Raw genomic sequence first — 20,562 nt, forward strand, 5'->3', positions numbered from 1 at the left:
TGGGAATGCGGAGCAAAGGCATACGGATTCGGCCCTATTTCCGGGCCATCCTGGATTGAGTAAGCAGGGGGATTGCCTTCGCCGGGAAATAGACAATCGGAGATCCCATGCACGCATCCAGCGGCATCGCCATTCTGTCCCGACATCCTCGCGCAGCCGCCGAGGCCCGAACCGCACTGCATGAGATAGCCCCCACCGGTTCCTCCGGGGCGGACACGGCAGCCCTCCTGCTGACCGAGGTGGTCTCGAACGCCGTCCGCCACGGCAAGGGAGCGGCGATCCGGGTAGCTGTCGGCTTCGACCCCTCCGCCGACGTCATCACTGGTGCTGTCTTCGACAGGGAGCCCGAGATGAGCGCGGGTGACCGAGCGAGCGTCGCCGAAGACCAGGACATGGAGTCCGGACGCGGACTCGACCTGCTGGACGTCGCGTCACAGGCGTGGGGCGTCGCGACGGCGGGAGACCGCGGAAAGTGGGTGTGGTTCCAGGTCCCTGCGGCGTGACGCCTCAGGCCCACCCTCGCCAACGTCCCGCTGGGCCGGCGCGAGGATCGCGTCGGAGCCGTCACATGGTGTCGGGCCGGGCGATGGGAAGGTGGAGCTCCACCCGGAATCCCTCACCCTCGGGGCCGGCGGTCAGTTCGCCTCCGAGCAAGGACGCACGTTCGTCCAGTCCGAGCAGACCGTTGCCGCCGCTGGGGAGTTCATCGGCGGGCGGCCCGGAAGCGGGGCCGTTGATCACCGTGAGGTCCACCGTGTCAGGACCGCACCTCAATTCGATCCCGACGTTCGCCCCCGGCGCGTACTTGGCGGCATTGGTGAGCGACTCCTGAAGAGTCCGGTAGACGGCCTGCTGCACCAGCGTGGGCAGCGCCCCCGGCTCCCCCTCCATGCTGAGGTCAGCGTGCAGTCCGGCCCGTCGGGCGCTGCGCACCAGGTCGTCGAGGTCGCCGACGTCCACCCGTAGGGCGCGCGGTGCGGGCCGGCCTGCACGGTCGGGCGTGAGCACGCCGAGAATCGCGCGCAACTCCTCAAGGGCACGACGCCCCTCGTGCCGGATCTGTTCCGCGTCGTCCGCGACCTTGGGGTTCGCCACCCCGGGGCCCACCCGCAGAGCGGCGGCCAGCAGCACGATGTGCCCGACCCGGTGCGCCACCACGTCGTGCATGTCCCGGGCAATCCGGCTCCGTTCGTTGACCCGCGCCTGCTCGACCACCAGCACGTGCTCGCGCTCCCTCGTGGCGAGTTCGGTCTGGGCGGCCGTGGCCAGGTCACGGCGGAGGGCGACGGCGTAGCCGACGACCAGCGGTCCGACGACCAGCGCCAGCGAGTACGAGGCTCCCCGGAAGTCCCACGCTCCGCCGAGCCACAGGGCGCCCGCGTCCGACAGGCAACCCAGGACGGCGAACCAGGCGAGCAGCCTCCATCGGTTCGGGTACGTGGATCCCACCGTGTACAGCGCGACGGCCAGGGCCGTGGGGGTGAAGAGGAGGAGGTGGCAGAGTACGACGAGCCACCCGACCATGACGGTCCGCTTGCGTCTCCACCACAGCACGAGTCCGACGGCTCCGGAGAGCACCGCGACCGTCACGGTGGGAGCCCCCGTGAGAAGACCGTTCGAGGGCTTGACCCAACTGTTTCCGAACCCAACGAGTGCGGCAGCTGCCGCCACCGACGCGTCCAGACGCCGCAGGGACGACGGCGTCGCATCGTTCCACGCGATCCAGCGCACGGGGCCTTTCTCCCTCCACGCCGCCCGGCCGGACCTGGTGTTCAGCGTTCCATTCCCGCCCGGTACGCCAGGCGGGCCGCCTGGACCCGGTTGTCCGCCCCGATCTTCGCCAGAAGGCGGCTCACTTGGTTCTTCACGGTCCCTTCGCTGGCGTGGAGTTCCTTGCCGATGCCCGCGTTGGACATGCCTCGTCCGATGAGGCCGAGGATCTCCCGCTCCCGGGCGGTCAACGAGTCGAGGGCCTGCTGTTCATCAGTCGTCAGCCGAATCGCGTGCTGGGCGAGCTGCTCCATGACGCGCCCCGTGACCGAGGGATCGAGGGTGGACTTACCGGCGGCCACGAGGCGCACCGACCGCAGCAACTCCTCGGGGGGCGTGTCTTTGAGTAGAAAGCCGCTGGCCCCCGCACTGACCGCTTCATCCACGTACTCGTCTTCCGCGAACATGGTGAGGATGAGAACCCGGGGCGGATCGGTGAGCGCCTGCAGCTCGCGAGTGGCGGCGATGCCGTCCATGCCCGGCATCCGAATGTCGAGAAGCGCCACGTCAGGGCGAAGGCGTCGCGCTGCGTCGACGGCGCTGCGTCCGTCCCATGCCTGATCCACCACGTGGATGTCGTCTGCGGAGGAAAGAATGTCGCTCAGTCCCCGGCGGACGATCTCGCTGTCGTCGGCGACCAGGACATGGATCACCATGGGTGACCACCTCTCACGCTCAGCGCTCTGCCAGCCACCGGCCAAGTCAATAATGGGGACAGGCTAGCTCATTACGGTATTTCTTGATCGAAGCGTCCCATCCCAATGCGGGGGTCGAAAACTCACCGTCGCTCAGGGGCGCCTGTATGTCTTGACCAAGCCCACGCACCCATCGCCGGATCCGCGCCCTCCCACGCCGCCCGCAGCAACCCTCGTACGCCGTCGGCCGTGACCGGACGCGGATTGTTCGCCGGGGCCGCCTTCAGGATCGCCGGCACCGCGTCGTCGATGTCCGGCTCGGCGAGGCCGTAGTCCCGCAGCGCGGTCGGCGCGTCCACCGCCCGGCGCAGCCGCTGCAGCCCGTCGAGCGCCGAGCCCGTGCCGAATGCCTCCGCGATCCTGCGCTCGGCGTGCGGCGCGGCTGGGGCGTTGAAGGCGAGCACGTACGGCAGGACGACGGCGTGCGTCTGGGCGTGCGGCAGGCCGTAGCGGCCGCCGAGTACATGGCAGATCTTGTGGTGCAGGCCCGACCCCGCCGACGAGAATGCGACCGCCGACAGGTACGCGCCGTACAGCATCTGCTCGCGGCACTCGATGCCGGAGGGATCGGCGACGACTGCGGGCAGTCCGGCAGCGAGCGCGCGGATGCCCTCCCCGGCCATTGCCTGGTCGACCGGGTCGGTGCGTGGTGCCCACATCGAATCGACGCAGTGGGCAAGGGCGTTGAGGCCCGATGCGACACTCATCGGCACGGGGAGCGTGAGGGTGAGCATCGCGTCGTAGACGATCGCGCGCGGCAGGACGCGGGCGTCCACGCCGGTCGTCTTGCGGCCGACCTCGGTGAGGCCCCAGACGCTGGTCGCCTCCGACCCCGCGTACGTGGTCGGGACGGCCACGATCGGCAGCCCCGTCGTGAGCGCGACGGCCTTGGCCAGGCCGGTCGTAGAGCCGCCGCCGACGCAGACCAGCACGTCCGCATCGTGCCGGGCCGCTGCCGCCCGGGCCCGTTCGGCCGTGGCGAATGGGACGTGCATCGCCACGTCGTCGTGGTGCACGACCACCGGGACGTCGGCGGTGACGGACTTGGCCCGTTCGGCTTCGCGGGCCGTCGCGATGACCATCACGCGGGCGCCGCCGAGCCGTTCGACCTCGGTGCGCACGGCCGCGCGTGCGTCGCCGGAGGCGAAGTGGACGCGCTGCGGCAGCGTCTCGTGCTCGAATCGCATGGGAGGTTCTCCTTCTCGCTCCAATTCCTGCTCCGGTTCCTGCTCCGGTTCCTGCTCCGGTTCCTGCTCCGGTTCCTGCTGCGGTTCCTGCTCCGACGGTCGCGTCACGCGCGCCGCAGCACTATGTCGAAGCGGACGCGGGTCCAGCTCAGGTCGGTGAGGGTACGACCGTCGGGGGCCGGTGTGCCGGGTGCCTGCCGGTCGAACCCCTTGACGAGGGAGTCCTTGACGCCGAACACAGCGTCCTGCATGAGGAGTTGGTCGCCTTCGACGAAGATGTGAGTGATCACGGCGCGGTGGCCGGGGGCGGTCGCCTTGAAGTGCAGATGGGAGGCGCGCAGCGGGGAGCGTCCAGTCTTCTCCAGGAGTTCACCGACCGGCCCGTCGTGCGGGATCGGGTACGGGGTGGGGGTGAGTCCCCAGAACGCGTAGCGTCCCTGGTCATCGGTGTAGAGATGCCCCCGGCCCGCCGTACGGTCCGGCCCGTACTGCACGTCGTAGAGACCGTCCTCGTCGGCTTCCCATACGTCGAGCCGGGCTCCGACGACCGGTTTTCCGTCGGTGTCGGTGACGGTGCCCTCGACCCAGCAGGGCTCTCCTGGGGCTCCCCCCGCCAGGTCGCCGCCGATGGGAATCTCCGGGGAGCCGTCCACGAAGAACGGTCCGACCACCGTCGCTTCGGTTGCGTTCCCGGCGGCGTCATGATTGACGTTGATGGTCTGCATGGAGGCCCCGAGCACGTCGGACAGGAGCACGAACTCCTGACGCCGGTCAGTGGTGATGTGCCCGGCCAAGGTGAGGAAGTCAACGGCCCGCTGCCACTCCGCCTCGGTCAGACGTACCTCACGGATGAACCCGTGCAGGTGCCTGACCAGTGATTGCATCAGCTCCTTGAGGCGCGGGTCCGGGGTGTCACGGAACGAGGCCAGGACCGTTTCGACCAACTCCGCTTCCACCTGGCGCTGTTGCTCCGGCAGCGCGCCGCGCTTCTCGGACCGGCCATCAGGTCGGGCTGGCGGAAGTCCTGCGGGATGTGCTGCGTTCTGCGGCGCGGACATGGAGCGGCTCCCCCTGCTCGTTCGGCGTTGCTGCGTACACACGGTGGCAGACTTCTCGGCGTCGGCAGTGAACATTCCACCGGATGTCCTGGACGCCAACCCGAGCTCGTCCCTCGGCTTCGGTGGGCCCAGAGCGACACCAGCAATCCGGTGAACTCCATTGCTGTCCACGGCAGTCGTCGACCCAGCGTGGTCTGCACTTGCGCCTCGCGCCGGCGGAAGACCGGGTGGTCTACGCGTACACCTCGTCCACGGCGCCCGCACCGTGCTGGTCACCATGACCCACACGGCCGACTAGCCACTCTCGTGCAGTCGCACCGCTCCTCCGCTGGGGACCTTCCGGGGCACGGGGGGGGTTCGCTTGCGGACCTGCCTCTTTCGGCGAGGTCCCGCAACAGAGCGCGCCCGAGAGGGGTTTCGGCGGTCTTGGGATAGCCGAACCAGCGGCCCGGGCTGGTCTCCACCACGGACCCGACCGCGCTGCCCAGCGAGATACCGGCGTACGCGAACGACTCCCAGCCCTGCGCGTCCGTGAGCCGCAACACCTGTGTCGCCAAAGCGGCGACGCTCGCCGTGCCGTCGTCTCGAGCACGCGCGGGAGCTCGCGGACGGGATCGCCGATGCCACCCTGGAGGCATCCGCCATCGGGCATCTCGCGGTCGAGCAGCCGGAGGCTGTCGGTGCGGCGCTGAGCACTCATCTCCGCGGCAGGCTCCCGGCACGGACCCATGGACCCCGGCATGTCCGAGGTATCGCGTTCTGCCGGTATCCCGAAAGGGCAGCATCATTGAATGGGGCATAAATTGGGCAACTGAGGCACGGAAGATCGGCGACGACTCGGACCAACAGCCCGCCCCACAGCCGTATATGACGCATCAGCAGAGTGCTCAGCACACGAGCTCAGGGTGGCGGTAATCATTCGATTCCAATCCCGATACCTTCCGAATTCCTGCCGAGATCGGCTCAATGAGTGGCATTCTCAGCCCGGACCGACGCGCTCCGGCAACGTTCCGAACCAGCCCTGTATCTATTCATCGTCACGCGAGGCGACGAAAGGCTGGAGACGATGGTTGGGCGACGGAGATTCCTCATGGCCGGTGCCATGGGTGGTGCGGCCATGCTTCCACGGGGGGCGGGAGGGCAGGCGTCTGCAGCAGACGGTCACGGTCACGGGTCGGCGGCTGGGGACCCGTCGATTCCGCACACCCCGAAGCTGGAGAAGTACGTTGACCCGCTGCCCATCCCGAGGGCAGCCATCTCGGATCCTTCCGTCTATCCGGGCGCCGACTTCTACGACATCACGATGCGGCCGGGCAGGTGGCGCTTCCACCGGGATCTCGGGCGGGCCAAGGTGTGGGGCTACTGGGCCGCGAACCCGCACGACCCCCGCAAGCCGATCGGCATGGGCTACCTGGGGCCGACCCTCAACGTGACCAGGGACCACCCGACGCTCGTCAAGTGGCGCAACCACCTGCCGACCACCCACCTGTTCCAGTTCGTGATCGATAAGATTCGCTCGGGGGACCCCCAGCTGACCCCGACCCCTCCGCCCCCCTACAAGCCGATGCAGCCGTTCCCCGAGAACGTCAACGTGTGGAACGTCGTACACCAGCACGGTGGTTTCACGGCGCCGCAGTCCGACGGCCTGCCGCTCCAGTCGTTCAGCCCGGACGGCATCCACGCCGAGTCCTACACCACCCTGGACCCGAAGCGGGTCGCACCCAACGAGGCGATCTGCGGCTACACCAACCACGACCGTTCCTGCATGCTCTGGTATCACGACCACGGCATGGGGATGACCAGCGTCAACGTCTACGCGGGCCTTGCCGGTCTCTACTTCGTCCATGACCCCGCCGACGATCGGCTCGGACTGCCGCAAGGCGAATTCGAGGTCCCCCTCATCCTGCAGGACCGGACCTTCCACCCGGACGGCTCGCTCGCCTACACCATGACCTTGCAGCAGGGCGAGGACACCCCGGTCGTCAACGGGAAGGCATACCCCTTCCTGGAGGTCGAGCGACGACGCTACCGGCTGCGCGTTCTCAACGCTTCGAACGAGCGCTTCTGGCGGCTGAGGTTCGACGTTCCCGAGGATGTACTGCCTCAGCCCGTCCTGCCGTTCTGGCTGATCGGCACCGACGGCGGTCTCCGCACCCCGTTGCGCATGCTGAACTTCCTGATCTCGCCGGCCGAGCGGTACGACCTGATCGTCGACTTCAGCAAGCTGCCCATGGGCACGAAGGTCACGCTGACGAACTACAACGCGCCCGTGCACTTCCCCGGCGGCGACGGACCGGAAATCTCGGAAATCATGGAATTCCGTGTCACCAAACCGTTGTCCGGAGGCCGAGACAGGACAACGCCGCCCATGAAGCTCGAGCTGCCGAAGGCCGCACCCATCGAGGTGACGGCGCATACCCGCCGGCGGGAATGGGTCCTCTACCAGCACCAGCTATTCGGCACCATGACGTTCAATGCGGTGCCGTTCATGGAGCCGTCCGAGGACTTCATCAAGGCGGGCTCGACCGAGATCTGGGAGTACGTCAATCCCAACCACGACGGCCACCCGATGCATGTCCACCTCGTCAATTTCCAGGTGTTGAACAGGCAGCCGATCGACGCGGCCGGCTACCAGGACCAATACGAAAAGTGGATCGACGGTGGCCGTAAACCGAAGGACAAGCCGGTGTTGGCGAACTATCTCACCGGCCCGCCGATTCCGCCGGACCCGGACGAAGCACTGTCCCGCAAGGACACGTTCAAGTCCTATCCGGAAACAGTGACCAGAATCGTCATCAATGAATTCGACCCGCCGACGGAAAGGATCGCCGGGCTGCCGGGAAGCGGCACCGAGCTGCCGGCGACGTACGTCCAGCACTGCCACATCCTCGAACACGAAGACGACGACCTGATGCGCCCGTGGACGATCGTCGGCCGCGACGACCACGGCGAGCACGACCAGGCCGGTGGCGACCACGACGGCGGACACGGCGACGACCACTGACAGAATCGATCGACCGACGCTTGCCGCCCCCGGCCCGGACCGCGGGGCGGCGAACACGTCGTTGGAGGTCCCGCACCCGATGGGGCGCCGAAGCCGGCCAATGCCGGCTCGGCTACTCTCGGCGCCACCGACATGCACTCCGCGATCCGATCCGGACAAAGTGCCACCGGATCGTCGCTCAGGAGGCGCCCACTCATGAATACGCCGGCACCGGCGCCTGGAGCGGAGTGGACTGACGGATCAGCGGTCCGGATCGGCGCCCTCGTTCCGCTGACTCGCCCCGGCTGGGTCGAGGCAGGCCAACACCTCCTCGCTGGACTTGAGTTGGCCGTTCGCGAAGTCAATGACGGCGGCGGAATCGTCGGCAGGCCTCTCGAGCTGGTGGTCCGAGACACGGCCGCTGATCCGCAGAAGGCCGCGGCGGCAGTGGATGAATTGGCTCGCATGGGCGTGGCGGCCTTGGCGGGCGAATATCACAGCGTCGTCGCTCGCGCCGCTGCTGCCAGGGCCGACGCCCTCGGCCTGCCCTACCTCTGCTCGTCAGCGGTTCTCGACGCGCTCACCGATCATCCGACGGAATGGGTCGCGCGCCTCGCGCCGGCGCAGTCCCACGGGTGGCAGATATACGCGGACTTCCTCCTCGGCGCGGGCCACAGCCGCATCGCCGTGGCAGCCCAGCCGAGTGTGTACTGGGCATCCGGGGCCCGCATTCTGCGCGATTACCTCGCTCCACGCGGCGGCGCCGTCATCGAACTCGACATGCGCGAGTTCGACCCCGCGGCGCTGTGCGACGAACTCGTCGAGAGTCACGCGACAGCCCTGCTTCTTCTGGCCGGCCATCCGGAGCCGGCAGTGTCGATCGTCAAGTCCGTACGCCACGACCAGCGCCTCGCCGAGATGCTGATCGGTGCTCCGGCGGGACAACCGGAGTTCGCCGAATGGGCGAAGCTGCTCGGCGACGACGGCGCCGGGATCCCGTTCCTGCGCTACCTGCCGGAGCGCCTCAACCCACTCGGTGCGCGAGTCGAGACGGCACTCCGTGAGCGGCTGGGCGAAGCGCCCTCCTTCGTCGCCTTCGAGGGCTACGACACGATCGCTGTCCTCGCCGATGTGCTGCGTGCGCACGGCGCGGACCGGTCCCGTATTGCCGCATCCTGGCCGCGCGTTGCGGTCGAAGGCACCCGCGGGCAGATCAAGTTCTCCCGCACGCCTGGCATCAGCGTGTGGCAATGGGCCTGGACGTCGGTCCAGGTGGTTGACCGGGATCCGGCGGAACCCGATGGCTTTCGGATCCTCCACACCGGCTGACCGAGCACGGAGGATGGTTCAGGCACGGCAGCCCAGCGTCTCCATCGGCGGGTTCGCAAGGATGTCCCCCCGACTCGGCCCAGTACGCGCCGCTCCAGGACCGACGATCGAGCTGGGCGTACGTGCCCTGCTGGGCGCGCCCGCACCTGGCTCGCCGACGGGGAGTAATGACGAGCCGGTTGCTGACCGGCCACGGGTGAAGGGCGGGCACGCCTCACGTGGCCGATCCACCCTGCTTCGTCCGGTAGGCGGCCACGCGGCCCACCCGAATTCACGGGCTCGGCGGGCCACGGTCGTGGCAGAAAGTCTTCTCCGCCGTGTCCGGGCCGCCGTACTGGCACATGACAAGCGCCTTCGTCGACGAATGCGCAGACGCGAGACGGCCCCGCGCCCTTTCTTGGTCACGCGCAGGCCTCTGCTGGGAAATCGAGTTCGTCGGTGGTGCGGGCCCTGCGGGTACGAGAGACCGTCAGTGCAAGCGCCTGGACGACGGCTCCGGACAGTCCGATCCACAGGGCGAAGCGATAGCTGATCTGGTCGGCGAGTACTCCACCGAGCGGTGCCCCCACGGCTACCATTCCCCAGTTCATCGAGCGGATCGTCGCGTTCATGCGGCCGCGCAGCCGGTCGGGTGTCACCGCTTGCCGATAGCTCATCTCCACCGGGCTCTCGATGCCGATGGCCAGGGACACGATGAAGAAGGCGAGCGACACGGAGGCAAGCGCCCACGGTCCACGTCCGGCCAGGACCAGGGGCAGCCAGCCGATCGCGGCGAGCAGGCGGAAGGCGATCAGCGTGGGGCCGACGTCCATCCTGTCGGCCACGCGTGCGGACAACGCGCCGCCGAGTACCGCTCCGACACTCGCGAAGGCATAGGTGGCCGCCAGGCCGAATTCGCCGATCTTGAGCTCGTTCAGGGCGAAGACCACGAAGACGGTGCTGACCATGCTGTTGAAAAGCAGCATCGCGTGTGAGGTCAGGGCGATGGATGCCAGCGTGCGATGCCGGTAGACCCATGCCACCCCTTCGCGCAGCTCGCTGCCGAGGCTGCGCCGTGCGCCGCCATCGGGGACGGGGTCGGGTGCCTTCACCGAGGCGAGCAACAAGGCCGACATCAGATATGTGACGGCGTCCACCAGCACGGCCAGCGGCGCCCCCATGATTTTGATCAGTACCCCGCCGATCAGAGGGCCGGTCGAACCGGCCACCGCGCCCGCCTGCTCCATACGGGCGTACCCCGAGTTGAGCAGTTCTTTTGGTACCAGCTGTGGCACGTACGACTGGTTCGCCGCGTCAAACAGCAGTGACAGCGCCCCGAACGCGAAGACGAACAAGCACAGCGTGGGGACAGTGAGCTGGTCCAGCGCGTACAGCACGGGTATCGCGCCGAGCAGGACCGCCCTTCCGAGGTCCGTGGTGACCATCATCGGCTTGCGTGGGCGGCGGTCCACCACTACCCCGGCCACGAGTCCGAAGAGCAGATACGGAAGCCAGCGGGCGGCGTTGACGATGCCGACCTCAGTGGCGGATGCGCTCAGCGCCACGGCGGTGAGGATCTGCAGGGCCAGCCCCGTGACCTGAGAACCGAAAGCGGATACCGCTGAGGCGGTCCAGAAGCGTACGTACCCAGGAACTTCCACCAGGCGCGGCATGGCTGGACAGTACCAGCGAGGAATCACCGCACGACCAAGCCGGCCTCGTGGGAAGTCGGACGGGGCGAAGGCCAACGGGCGGGCCACCAGGGCCTGCACCTGTGCCCATCGCCCCCGTATCCGCGAGCAGTTGTCAATGGTTCTGCGAGTCGAGCCCTTCCAGCATCCGGCGCTGGTGGCGGTGGCCGATCGTCTCGTAGCCGACCACGGTGACGAAGGGGGCCAGCATCACGATGAGGAGGCACGCCGCGATGGCGACGCCGGCCGCGGACAGGAGCACCGCCGCGAGCAGTACGGCCAGCGTGAGCGAGATCAGCAGCACGTGGAACGGGTCGGCCGTGGACAGCAAGAGCGTGTGGAGGAGATACACCATGAGCAGGTAGAGGCCGACCGGGATGGCCAGGGACAGCACCACGGCGACGTCACTGATCTCCGAGTTGTGCTCCAGGTGCAGCCCCGCCACGTGGAGGCCGGCTCCGGCGCCGGCCACCCCGGCGAAGAGCGGGATGTGCCCGTAGCCGAAGAGGTATCCGCGGCTGCGGCGGTGCACCAGGATATCGCCGAAGGGGGTGGCAAAATACACCCACCACATGCCGAAGGTCAGTCCGACGCCGGCGACGACCACGGCGATCGCGTTGCCGCTCCAATGGGTTCCGTCCACACCGCCGAGAAGCTCGCCCGAGGACGCGACGGTACCGACCACGCCCTCCCCGAGGACGATGATGGCGAACAGGCCGTACCGCTCCGCGACATGGTGAGGGTGCCACGGAGTTCCGCCCGCATCGCCCTGGGTGAGGACGGGCAATGCCAGTTCGAGCGCACCGAGGACGATGAACGCGACGAACACCGCGTTGAGCGGCAGATGCGTGAACGCGACGACGACCCAGCCGACTTGGACGATCACCGTCCAGCGGATGTTCGCCATTCCGACGTCCCGGAATGTGGGGGACTCCCGGGCGGCGCGCCACCACTGCAGCACCATCGCGATCCGCATCACGACATACCCGAGCACCATCACCCTCAGGTCGAGGTGTTCGCCCTCGTCGACCGAGTGGAACATCGCGGGCAGGCCGAGCGAGAACACGACGACGCCGATCATCTGCAACATCGTCAGCGCGCGGTAGAGCCAGTCGTCCGTGCCGAACGCCGACGCGAACCAGCTGAAGCTGATCCACGCAACACTGATCGCGAACATCGCCAGCACAAACGCGGTGACCGACTCTCCGGTATGCCCCTCGGCGACCATCTCGGCGAACTGGGAGGAGGCGGTTCCTACCGCGACCACAAACGTCAGGTCGAACAGCAGCTCCAGCGGTGAAGAGACCCGTCCGGGTTCTCGGGGATCGCGGCCAGTCATCGGCACCCGACTGTGCGCCAGATTGCCGCCGGCACCTCGAGGGTGGGGAGAGTCGCTCATGCGGAGCATGATGCCGCATCAGTGCCGTCGAACCGAGTGATGCGGGACAGGCGCCCGAGGTGCGTCGGTCACGGTCTCGCTCTCGAAGGAGGCATCCGCGCCGCACCTGTACCGAACGCGTCGCCTCAGCCGGACAGAGCCTTGCCGAAGGCTCCCGAACTCTGCTGCACACCACTGCAGTTGGTGAGCGGGTCGTCCGACGACGTGTCGGCAGATGAGCACTGCTGGTCGCGGAACGTGGACCACATGGAGACCCAGGCAAGCTCCTTCGTCTCCGCGAAGGTACGCAGTTGGGCGGCATCGGAAAGGGTGAACGTCTCCTTGTCGATGTCGTTCGTGCCGAGCATCGGCGTCACGGCGAGTCCGCGCCACGCGTTCCTGTCCGACAGCCCGAAAACGTCCGCGAGTTGGGCGTGGGCCGCCTTGGCCGACGTAATGGCGTAGTCGCCCATGTCGCCGGTGTAGGACGTGCCGTAGTTCATCGTCATGATGTTGACGCTGGACACCTTGACGCCTTGGTCGTTGGCCGACTCCAGGAGGGCCACGCCGTCCGCGTCCAGGCCCGAGGGCATCACGGGAAGTGTGAAAGACACGTTGAGGTCGGTGCGCTTCTTCTGGAGCAGGGCGATCGCCTTCGAGCGCAGGGTCACCGAGTCGGAGTCCTTCAGCGCATCACCCTCGATGTCGAAGTCGGCCTGGGTGGCGCCCGCGGCGTCGAGCGTGGCGGCGTAGGCGTCGGCCAGAGCGGACGCGCTGCCGCACGTCTCGGCCAGTTCCTTGCCGGACGCCCCGCCGAAGGAGACGCGCACGGTCGCGCCGGACGACTCGAGTGCCGAGATCCGCTTCTTCACCGTCGCGTCGCTGACGGCCTCCGTGCCGTTCCACGTGGGCGTGCAGGAGCTGCCGTCCGCGATGGTGAAGGCCAGGTTGTACGCGGAGGGGGACCCGGCGGCGTCCAGGTCCGAGGCGTCCGTGGCGCTGACGTAGGGGGCGAACGGGCTGGATGACGAGGGTGCGCTCGCGGCCTGCGAGGACGCGCCGTGCGGTGACGCGTCGGCCGAGCCCGAGCTCCCCGACGAGCACCCCGCGCAGGTCGCTGCCGCCACCAGCGACACGAAGGCGGCGCCCGGCCTCCCCAGAACATTCCTCATCGTGCATGCACCCATTTCTTCTCGGTCTCGTCCCGGAACTGAAACACGGAAGCCTGTGATCCAGGTGTCATGAGGCAAATCACAGCGAACTCAGGGCCTTCTCAGGGTGCGCACAGGAATGCCTGTGATGGGCCACATGAAGATCCCTTAGCGTCCCGAGAATGCATTTCGATTCCTCCGTCGAAAACCGTGCCAGTGGGCGCGGAAGCCACCGCAAACGTGGAAAAGGGGCCGATGAAGGCCCCGTATTCGTCGACAGTTCCGGACGGCGGGCCAAGCTGCTGCGCAGGTTCGGCCTCGCCGTGGTCGTCGCCTGTCTGGGCTACGCGGTCGTCCTCGGCCTGTCGTTCATGGGGTGGGGTGTGTCCGTGAGCACGACGGACCTGCTGCCCTTCGGCGGCGCAGGTGGCGGAGGTGGCACCGGTCGTGGTCCGGCCGCCGGGTACGGCGCTCCTGGCGGCGCCGGTCAGCAGCAGGGAACGCCTCCGACCACCCGCCCCTCCCTCTCACCCAGCCCTTCGCTGCCCGCCCCCTCGGCATCAGCCGCCGCCGACGCCCACTGACGCGCAGGTAAGGGAAAACATGACCAGCAACACCTCCGCGAGGCGCCGTCGCCGCGCCGCTCCCTCCCGCTTGGAGCGCGCCGGGCGTCGAGCCGCCGCTCTGCAGCGGCCACGCGTCGTCCTCGCGCTCGTTCTCGTCCTCGGACTCGTCAGCGTGATGATGCTCGACGGATATCTGCGGGCCGAGGTCCTGGGCGACCACCGCGTCCGCACCGACGCGTCCTACGACAAGGTGCCGCAGCGCATCCTCGACGGCGGCCCGATTCTGACCTCGACCAACGGTTCCATGCGGACGCAGTCCGTTCCGAAGAAGACCATCGTGCTCACCTTCGACGACGGTCCCGACGCCACGTACACCGAGAAGGTCCTCAAGATCCTCGCGGACAACGATGTGAACGGCACGTTCTTCCTCGTGGGTTCCATGATCGCCCGGCAGCCCGGCATCGTGAAGGACATGGTCCAGCAGGGGAACGAGGTCGGCCTGCACACCTTCACCCATGTCGACCTCTCCTATCAGAGCGACGCCCGTGTCAAGCGTGAGCTCACGCAGACCCAACTGGCGCTCGCGGGAGCGGCCGGCATCACCACGAAGCTGGTGCGCGCGCCCTACTCGTCCGAGGCCGCCGCGATCGACAACTACAGCTGGCCGGTCTACAAGAAGCTCGGCGCCATGGGCTACACCAGCGTCTTCGTCGACACCGACAGCGACGACTGGAAGAAGCCGGGCGTCTCGAAGATCGTCCAGTGGGCGACGCCGAAGAAGAGCAAAGGCGCGTCGGTGCTCTTCCACGACGCCGGCGGCAACCGTGACCAGACGCTCAGGGCGCTGCCCGAGTACATCAAGAAGATGAAGGCGAAGGGCTACACCTTCACTACGGTCAGCGGCGCCATGGCCAAGACGGGGGCGCTGGGCGGCGGCTCCGCACAGAACGGCTCCGACGGGAGCGGCTCCGCGCAGGGCACCGGTGCGCAGGACGGCGACACACAGGACGCAAGCGCTCGGCCCGGTGGGGCGTCGCAGAGGTCCGGTCAGACACCGGGTGGCGCGGCCCAGCAGGGAACCCCTCCCTCCTCCGGCACGAACGCTCCGGGCGGCGCCCGCAATGTCGAGCAGGCCGCCCATTCCGAAGCCACCGGCACCACCCTCTACGAGGGCAAGGCGCTCATCGTGGCGGTCGCGATCGCCGAGTGGACCGTGCCGACGCTGGCCGTCTTCCTCGCGGTCGTCGGAGTCGCCGTGATGGCGCGATTCGCGATGATGCTGCTCCTCGCGCGGCGCCACTACAGGCAGCGCAACAAACGCCGGTTCAGCTGGGGGACGCCCGTCACCAGGCCGGTCAGCGTGATCGTGCCCGCGTACAACGAGAAGGAGTGCATCGCCAACACCCTCAACTCCCTCGCGCAGAGCACGCATCCCATCGAGATCATCGTCGTGGACGACGGCTCCACCGACGGCACGAAGGAGATCGCCGAGTCCCTCGGCCTGCCCAACGTGCGAGTGATCCGTCAGGAGAACGCAGGCAAGCCCGCGGCGCTCAACAACGGGGTACGCAACGCCAGTTACGACATCGTCGTGATGATGGACGGCGACACGGTCTTCGAGCCGGACACCGTCCGGCAGCTCGTGCAGCCTTTCGCCTCCCCGGACATCGGCGCGGTCGCGGGCAACGCCAAGGTCGGCAACCGCAACACGGTCATCGGCGCCTGGCAGCACATCGAGTACGTGATGGGCTTCAACCTGGACCGCCGCATGTACGACCTGCTGCGCTGCATGCCCACCATCCCCGGAGCGATCGGAGCGTTCCGGCGCCAGGCCGTCCTCGAGGTCGGCGGCATGAGCGAGGACACTCTCGCGGAGGACACCGACATCACCATCGCGATGCACCGCGCCGGATGGCGTGTGGTGTACCAGGAGCATGCGCGGGCCTGGACGGAGGCGCCGGCCTCGCTCAAACAGCTGTGGAGCCAGCGCTACCGTTGGTCGTACGGCACCATGCAGGCGCTGTGGAAGCACCGCAAGTCCCTCGTGGACAAGGGGCCTTCGGGTCGCTTCGGACGGGTGGGCATGCCCCTCGTGGTGCTCTTCCACAGATCGTCACGCCGGTCTTCGCGCCGCTGATCGACCTCTTCACCGTCTACTCGATGATCTTCGTGGACTTCAAGGCGTCCCTGCTCGCCTGGCTGGCTGTGCTCGGCATCCAACTCGTGTGCGCCGCCTGCGCGTTCCGCCTCGACGGGGAGAAGTACCGCTACCTGTGGATGCTCCCGCTCCAGCAGATCGCGTACCGCCAGATGATGTACCTGGTGCTCATCCACTCCTCCATCACCGCCCTCACGGGCGGCCGGCTGCGCTGGCAGAAACTCAAGCGCACCGGCGAGGTCGGGACGCCGACGGGGGTGGGGCGGTGACCGCGGAGGCACAGGGGAATCGTCACAGAGCCGCTCGGCGAACGCGCGAAACGCCCGAAAAGCCTGAAGCACCTGAAATACCGGCAACGCAGGGCCTTGATCAGGACACCACACCTCTCCGTGTGATCGAGCCGGGCGACCGAGAACCCGCCGTGCCCGAGCGGTCAGCGGTCCGGGCGGGCGGCCGCGACCGGTACTTCGACACGCTTCGCGCCCTCGCACTGGTTCGCGTCGTGGCCTACCACACGTTCGGCTGGGTGTGGGCGGGCCTCTTCTTCCCCTCCATGGGCGTCATGTTCGCGCTCGCCGGGTCACTGATGGCCAAGTCCCTTGAACGGCCGGCCCTTTCGGTGATCAGAGGCCGGACACGACGCCTGCTGCCGCCCTTCTGGCTCTGGGGCATCTTCGTCGTCCTCGCGATGCTGCTGCACGGCTGGATGCCGGGATGGCAGGTCGTGTACTGGGTGGTGCCCCTCGGCGACCCGCCGGGTAACAGCTGGGGCATGCAGGCCTGGGAGATCCTCTGGTATCTGCGCGCCTACCTGTGGTTCGTGCTCCTGTCGCCGCTGCTCTTGAAGGTGTTCCGCCTGGCGCCGGTGGCGGTGCTCCTCGCTTCGCTCACGCCGATCCTGGTGCTCCAGTTTGTGTGGCAGCCGCCGGACAACCGGTTCGGCAGCGGTCTTCTCGACTTCGCGACTTTCCTGTTCTGCTGGCTCGCCGGTTTCGCGCACCGTGAGGGCGTCCTGGCCCGTCTGCGTCCGGGACCCGTCGTCGTGCTCTCCATCGCGGCGCTTGCCTACGGTGCCTGGTTCGCCCTCACCCACCAGGCGGAGTACGGGAGTTACGACCTGGACGACATCCCGCTTGCGCAGGCTTTCTGGTCAGCAGGGTTTGTGATGCTGCTGATGTACTCGAAGGCATACTTCAAGGTCGACTTCGCGTGGCTGGCGCGCTTCAAACGGCTCGACCGGATCGTGTCGGTCTTCAACGCACGGGCGATGACGATCTACCTCTGGCACGAGATCGCACTGATCCTCGCGGTGCCACTGATCGACCAGTTCTGGAACGTGCCCGCATTCGTGAAGTACCTGCCGCTGGAGAGCCAGTGGTTCATGTTCGGTGTCGGCTGGGTGCTGATCGCCGCGGCGATCCCGCTGGTGGGCTGGGTGGAGGACGTCGCGGCGAAGCGACGGCCTCGGCTGCTGCCCTGAGGTGGTCGGTCGCTGGAAGCACACCTTGAGCCATGCTTCCGGCGACGCCGGCACGGCTCTGAGTCGTCCGGGTAGCGGCCCGGCGCGCCTCGGCAGCGCCGGCGGCCGCCGATGGAAGATCGGTGGGGCGGCGACCTCGTGAGGGGCCGCCGCCGCACCGACCCACAGATGAAGAGGTCCGGCCTTGAAACTGCTCTACGACCCGCCGTTCCAGCCCCTCGCCGACCGGGCACCGGTACTCATCAATGACGACGCCCACGGCGTCGCGGCCAGGGCCGCGATGTGACCGCCACTCCGCACGGGGACGTGCCAGGCGGCGATCGCTATGGCGAGGCCGTCTTCCGTCCTGAACAGGCCGGTGAGGCCGAGCGTATCGACTTCGGCGCCCTCGCCTACGACGACATCACCATGGCGCGACTGCAGGAACTCGGCGTCGGCCCGGGGTGGCACTGCCTCGACGTGGGCGCCGGCACGGGCACGGTTTCGCGCCGGCTGCTGGACGAGGCCGGGGTGGCAAGTGTGCTCGCCGTGGACCGCGACACACGTTTCCTCGGCGCACGGCTCGTGCCCGGGCTCGACGTGCTGGAGGCCGACGTCACCGCCCCGGACTTCGTCCCCGGCCGGTTCCGGCTCGTCCACGCGCGCTTCGTGCTGATGCACCTGCCCGAGCGCGAGCGTCTGATCACGGCTTTGGCCGAACTCGTCGCGCCCGGCGGTGTGCTGGTACTCAGTGACGCGGTCGACCTGACGAGTGACCGGACGCCCGACACGCCGTACACCGTGATGATGCGCGCGATGTGGCAGGGGCTGCGGGCCGCCATCGGCACCGATGTCTCCTGGGTTCCGTCGTACCCGCAACTGCTGCGCGGGGCGGGGCTCGTGTCCGTGGCTGCCGAGATCCATGTGCCGCCGCTGCTGCCGGCCAGCCCCATCAGCCGCTTCTGGGCCGACACATGGGAACGCGGCAGAACGGCGATGCTTGCCACCGGACTCGTCGATGACGCGGCCGTCGACGCGGCCGTTCGGTACCTGGACTCCGACCAATGCGCCGCGCTGTCGGCCGGCATGCTCACCACCTGGGGATGGAAAACCGTGGAGGGCCCTTGATGGCCGGACCGACGCCAGGCAGTGAGTGGCCCGCCGCTCTCAGCCGGCGAGAAGACCACCTCAACAACTGGTACGAAGCACACACCCTCACACCCTCCGTACCAGGCTGACGGAAGGCGGCAACATCGTGATTCCCGAGACACCGCTCGGCCGGCGCGCGGATTCCTCCGAACCCACCGCAGCCGGTGCCTACCTCGTCAGCGACGACGCGAGCTTCATCACGGGCACCGAACTGGTCGTGGACGGACGCTTCCGAACCCGGTGATGCCCATCCCACCGTCGCTACCGGTCCGCCCGGATCGGCCGGTAGCGACGGTGGCGTTTCACCTGTTGGTCATCGCCGCTCAACCACAGCGCCGTGCGGCCCAATTGCCGTACTGTCGATCTGGATCAACGCTGATGAGGCGCCCGTCGGCTCATCCCACCGCCACGCAATCCCGTCCAAGTGGGCCGCATGGCACTGCGTACCACTTCGGCCGCTTCCCCCTTGACCAGACCCAACATAACCGCGCCGTCCGATTCCTCCCCTACCAAGTCCGCTCCCCCGCCAGAGGAAGATGATGACCACCGTTTCGCCCTCAGCCGTTCCCTCTCATCTGGACGACGTCCTCGACGCGGTCCGGCGTCGCAGCCCAGGCGAAGTCGTGTTTCAACAGGCCGTCGAGGAGGTCCTGCACACGCTCGGCCCGGTTCTCGACCGGCATCCCGAGTACGCCGACGCGCACATTCTCGAGCGCCTCTGCGAACCCGAACGGCAAATCATGTTCCGGGTGCCCTGGGTCGACGACCGCGGCCGGATTCAGGTGAACCGCGGCTACCGCGTGGAATTCTCCAGCGCGCTCGGCCCGTACAAGGGCGGCCTGCGCTTCCACCCGACCGTCGATCTGTCGGTCATCAAGTTCCTCGGCTTCGAGCAGATCTTCAAGAACGCGCTCACCGGCCAGGGCATCGGGGCCGGCAAGGGTGGCGCGGACTTCGACCCCGCCGGATGCAGTGACGCCGAAGTCATGCGCTTCTGCCAGTCGTTCATCACCGAGCTCTACCGGCACCTGGGCGAACACACGGATGTGCCGGCCGGTGACATCGGCGTGGGTGGCCGTGAGATCGGCTACATGTTCGGCCAGTACAAGCGGATCGTGAACCGCCACGAGTCGGGGGTGCTGACGGGGAAGGGCGTCGGATGGGGCGGCTCGCAGGGCCGCACCGAAGCGACCGGGTACGGCACGGTGTTCTTCGCCCGGGACATGCTCGCCACCCGCGGGCAGGACCTTTCAGGCCGCACCGTCGTGATGTCCGGTTCGGGCAATGTGGCGATCTATGCGATCGAGCAGGCCCACCGCCTCGGCGCGAAGGCCGTCGCCTGCTCGGACTCCGCCGGCCACGTCGTGGATCCGGACGGCATCGACGTCGCCCTCCTGCGTGAGATCAAGGAGGTGCGGCGGGAACGGCTGAGCGCCTACGCCGCCGAGCGGCCGTCCGCCGAACACCACGCATACGGATCGGTCTACGACGTGCCCTGTGATGTGATGCTTCCCTGCGCCACGCAGAACGAGCTGGGCGAGGACCATGCCGCCGCGCTGATCCGCAACGGTGTGCTGGCGGTCGCGGAGGGCGCCAACATGCCCTGCACCCCTGGTGCGGTGGCCCGCTTCCGCGAGGCCGGGGTGCTGTTCGGCCCCGGCAAGGCCGCGAACGCGGGCGGGGTCGCGACCTCGGCCCTGGAGATGAGCCAGAACGCCTCGCGGGCGGCGTGGAGCCGGGACGAGGTGACGGACCGGCTCGAGACCATCATGAGCGACATCCACGCCCACAGTCGCGCAACCGCCGACGCGTACACCGGCGACCCGGACGACTACGTCGCCGGAGCGTCCATCGCGGGATTCATCCGGGTCGCCGACGCGATGCTGGCCCAGGGCATCGTCTGATCCGTACGATCACCGGGCACGTCGCCGTCTCCACGGGAGGCGGCGACGTGCCCCGTGAGGATCAGGTCAGTCTGACCGAACAGGGCACTCAACTCCGCGAGCGCG

General features: G+C 68.0%; 17 protein-coding genes. 10 read left to right on the forward strand and 7 right to left on the reverse strand.

Translation table 11 applies throughout. The features are described from left to right. The first annotated feature begins 107 nt into the window (after window positions 1-107). Complete coding sequence (locus CG723_RS30580) at window positions 108-503, forward strand: ATP-binding protein (RefSeq protein WP_100596761.1); 396 nt, start codon at window positions 108-110, stop codon at window positions 501-503. A gap of 61 nt (window positions 504-564) precedes the next feature. On the opposite strand, the gene CG723_RS30585 is transcribed toward CG723_RS30580, so the two are convergent. The 4 genes from CG723_RS30585 to CG723_RS30605 form a co-directional block, all read right to left on the reverse strand. Beyond that, window positions 565-1,731: a sensor histidine kinase gene (locus tag CG723_RS30585; protein ID WP_100596762.1), complete on the reverse strand. Its 1,167-nt coding sequence runs from the start codon at window positions 1,729-1,731 to the stop codon at window positions 565-567. 41 nt (window positions 1,732-1,772) lie between these two features. Then, on the reverse strand, window positions 1,773-2,426 hold the full coding sequence (locus tag CG723_RS30590) for a response regulator transcription factor (RefSeq protein ID WP_324905374.1): 654 nt from the start codon (window positions 2,424-2,426) through the stop codon (window positions 1,773-1,775). Between the two features lie 122 nt (window positions 2,427-2,548). Then, window positions 2,549-3,652: a maleylacetate reductase gene (locus tag CG723_RS30595; RefSeq protein ID WP_100596763.1), complete on the reverse strand. Its 1,104-nt coding sequence runs from the start codon at window positions 3,650-3,652 to the stop codon at window positions 2,549-2,551. Between the two features lie 104 nt (window positions 3,653-3,756). Continuing rightward, on the reverse strand, window positions 3,757-4,710 hold the full coding sequence (locus CG723_RS30605; protein WP_100596764.1) for a dioxygenase family protein: 954 nt from the start codon (window positions 4,708-4,710) through the stop codon (window positions 3,757-3,759). A 1,117-nt stretch (window positions 4,711-5,827) separates the two neighbouring features. Between CG723_RS30605 and CG723_RS30620 the strand changes: the two genes are divergently transcribed. Next, complete coding sequence (locus tag CG723_RS30620) at window positions 5,828-7,714, forward strand: multicopper oxidase family protein (RefSeq protein ID WP_234374600.1); 1,887 nt, start codon at window positions 5,828-5,830, stop codon at window positions 7,712-7,714. Window positions 7,715-7,909: 195 nt separating this feature from the next. Further along, the gene (locus tag CG723_RS30625) at window positions 7,910-9,022 is read left to right on the forward strand and encodes an ABC transporter substrate-binding protein (RefSeq protein ID WP_100596766.1); all 1,113 of its coding nucleotides are present in this window, start codon (window positions 7,910-7,912) and stop codon (window positions 9,020-9,022) included. A gap of 401 nt (window positions 9,023-9,423) precedes the next feature. Here CG723_RS30625 and CG723_RS30630 read toward each other — a convergent pair whose 3' ends face one another. The 3 genes from CG723_RS30630 to CG723_RS30640 all read right to left on the reverse strand — a co-directional run bounded on the left by CG723_RS30630 (window position 9,424) and on the right by CG723_RS30640 (window position 13,242). Next, window positions 9,424-10,674 carry an MFS transporter gene (locus CG723_RS30630; protein ID WP_100596767.1) on the reverse strand — a complete coding sequence of 417 codons (1,251 nt, stop codon included), beginning with the start codon at window positions 10,672-10,674 and terminating at the stop codon, window positions 9,424-9,426. Window positions 10,675-10,807: 133 nt separating this feature from the next. After that, window positions 10,808-12,091 carry a low temperature requirement protein A gene (locus CG723_RS30635; RefSeq protein ID WP_100596841.1) on the reverse strand — a complete coding sequence of 428 codons (1,284 nt, stop codon included), beginning with the start codon at window positions 12,089-12,091 and terminating at the stop codon, window positions 10,808-10,810. Window positions 12,092-12,216: 125 nt separating this feature from the next. Next, window positions 12,217-13,242 (reverse strand): chitinase, encoded by a 1,026-nt coding sequence (locus CG723_RS30640; RefSeq protein WP_199841950.1) that lies wholly within the window; start codon window positions 13,240-13,242, stop codon window positions 12,217-12,219. Window positions 13,243-13,403: 161 nt separating this feature from the next. Here CG723_RS30640 and CG723_RS30645 point away from each other — a divergent pair, with 161 nt between their 5' ends. From CG723_RS30645 to gdhA, 7 genes are all read left to right on the forward strand, one after another. Then, window positions 13,404-13,805 carry a hypothetical protein gene (locus CG723_RS30645; protein WP_100596768.1) on the forward strand — a complete coding sequence of 134 codons (402 nt, stop codon included), beginning with the start codon at window positions 13,404-13,406 and terminating at the stop codon, window positions 13,803-13,805. Between the two features lie 19 nt (window positions 13,806-13,824). After that, on the forward strand, window positions 13,825-15,924 hold the full coding sequence (locus CG723_RS30650; RefSeq protein WP_234374601.1) for a bifunctional polysaccharide deacetylase/glycosyltransferase family 2 protein: 2,100 nt from the start codon (window positions 13,825-13,827) through the stop codon (window positions 15,922-15,924). Window positions 15,925-15,947: 23 nt separating this feature from the next. Then, complete coding sequence (locus CG723_RS47965; RefSeq protein WP_234374602.1) at window positions 15,948-16,214, forward strand: hypothetical protein; 267 nt, start codon at window positions 15,948-15,950, stop codon at window positions 16,212-16,214. A gap of 122 nt (window positions 16,215-16,336) precedes the next feature. After that, window positions 16,337-17,425 carry an acyltransferase family protein gene (locus CG723_RS30655; protein ID WP_100596769.1) on the forward strand — a complete coding sequence of 363 codons (1,089 nt, stop codon included), beginning with the start codon at window positions 16,337-16,339 and terminating at the stop codon, window positions 17,423-17,425. Window positions 17,426-17,707: 282 nt separating this feature from the next. Further along, window positions 17,708-18,532 carry a class I SAM-dependent methyltransferase gene (locus tag CG723_RS30660; protein ID WP_100596770.1) on the forward strand — a complete coding sequence of 275 codons (825 nt, stop codon included), beginning with the start codon at window positions 17,708-17,710 and terminating at the stop codon, window positions 18,530-18,532. Between the two features lie 127 nt (window positions 18,533-18,659). Then, on the forward strand, window positions 18,660-18,797 hold the full coding sequence (locus CG723_RS46480) for an SDR family oxidoreductase (RefSeq protein ID WP_159032584.1): 138 nt from the start codon (window positions 18,660-18,662) through the stop codon (window positions 18,795-18,797). Between the two features lie 295 nt (window positions 18,798-19,092). Continuing rightward, window positions 19,093-20,457, forward strand: coding sequence for an NADP-specific glutamate dehydrogenase (gene gdhA, locus CG723_RS30665; protein ID WP_100596771.1), 1,365 nt, complete (start codon window positions 19,093-19,095; stop codon window positions 20,455-20,457). Window positions 20,458-20,562 lie beyond the last annotated feature (105 nt).

The organism is Streptomyces sp. CB01635, assembly GCF_002803065.1.
In the GTDB taxonomy this organism is placed as follows: domain Bacteria; phylum Actinomycetota; class Actinomycetes; order Streptomycetales; family Streptomycetaceae; genus Streptomyces.

What these genes read in the sequence shown, in the direction of transcription:
- CG723_RS30605 (WP_100596764.1), bottom strand. Translation starts at nt 4,710, where the DNA reads ATGTCCGCGCCGCAGAACGCAGCACATCCCGCAGGACTTCCGCCAGCC.
- CG723_RS30635 (WP_100596841.1), bottom strand. Translation starts at nt 12,091, where the DNA reads ATGAGCGACTCTCCCCACCCTCGAGGTGCCGGCGGCAATCTGGCGCAC.
- CG723_RS30580 (WP_100596761.1), top strand. Translation starts at nt 108, where the DNA reads ATGCACGCATCCAGCGGCATCGCCATTCTGTCCCGACATCCTCGCGCA.
- CG723_RS30590 (WP_324905374.1), bottom strand. Translation starts at nt 2,426, where the DNA reads ATGGTGATCCATGTCCTGGTCGCCGACGACAGCGAGATCGTCCGCCGG.
- CG723_RS30625 (WP_100596766.1), top strand. Translation starts at nt 7,910, where the DNA reads ATGAATACGCCGGCACCGGCGCCTGGAGCGGAGTGGACTGACGGATCA.
- CG723_RS30595 (WP_100596763.1), bottom strand. Translation starts at nt 3,652, where the DNA reads ATGCGATTCGAGCACGAGACGCTGCCGCAGCGCGTCCACTTCGCCTCC.
- CG723_RS30630 (WP_100596767.1), bottom strand. Translation starts at nt 10,674, where the DNA reads ATGCCGCGCCTGGTGGAAGTTCCTGGGTACGTACGCTTCTGGACCGCC.
- CG723_RS30650 (WP_234374601.1), top strand. Translation starts at nt 13,825, where the DNA reads ATGACCAGCAACACCTCCGCGAGGCGCCGTCGCCGCGCCGCTCCCTCC.
- CG723_RS30640 (WP_199841950.1), bottom strand. Translation starts at nt 13,242, where the DNA reads ATGAGGAATGTTCTGGGGAGGCCGGGCGCCGCCTTCGTGTCGCTGGTG.
- CG723_RS30645 (WP_100596768.1), top strand. Translation starts at nt 13,404, where the DNA reads ATGCATTTCGATTCCTCCGTCGAAAACCGTGCCAGTGGGCGCGGAAGC.
- CG723_RS30620 (WP_234374600.1), top strand. Translation starts at nt 5,828, where the DNA reads ATGCTTCCACGGGGGGCGGGAGGGCAGGCGTCTGCAGCAGACGGTCAC.
- CG723_RS47965 (WP_234374602.1), top strand. Translation starts at nt 15,948, where the DNA reads ATGATCTTCGTGGACTTCAAGGCGTCCCTGCTCGCCTGGCTGGCTGTG.
- gdhA (WP_100596771.1), top strand. Translation starts at nt 19,093, where the DNA reads ATGACCACCGTTTCGCCCTCAGCCGTTCCCTCTCATCTGGACGACGTC.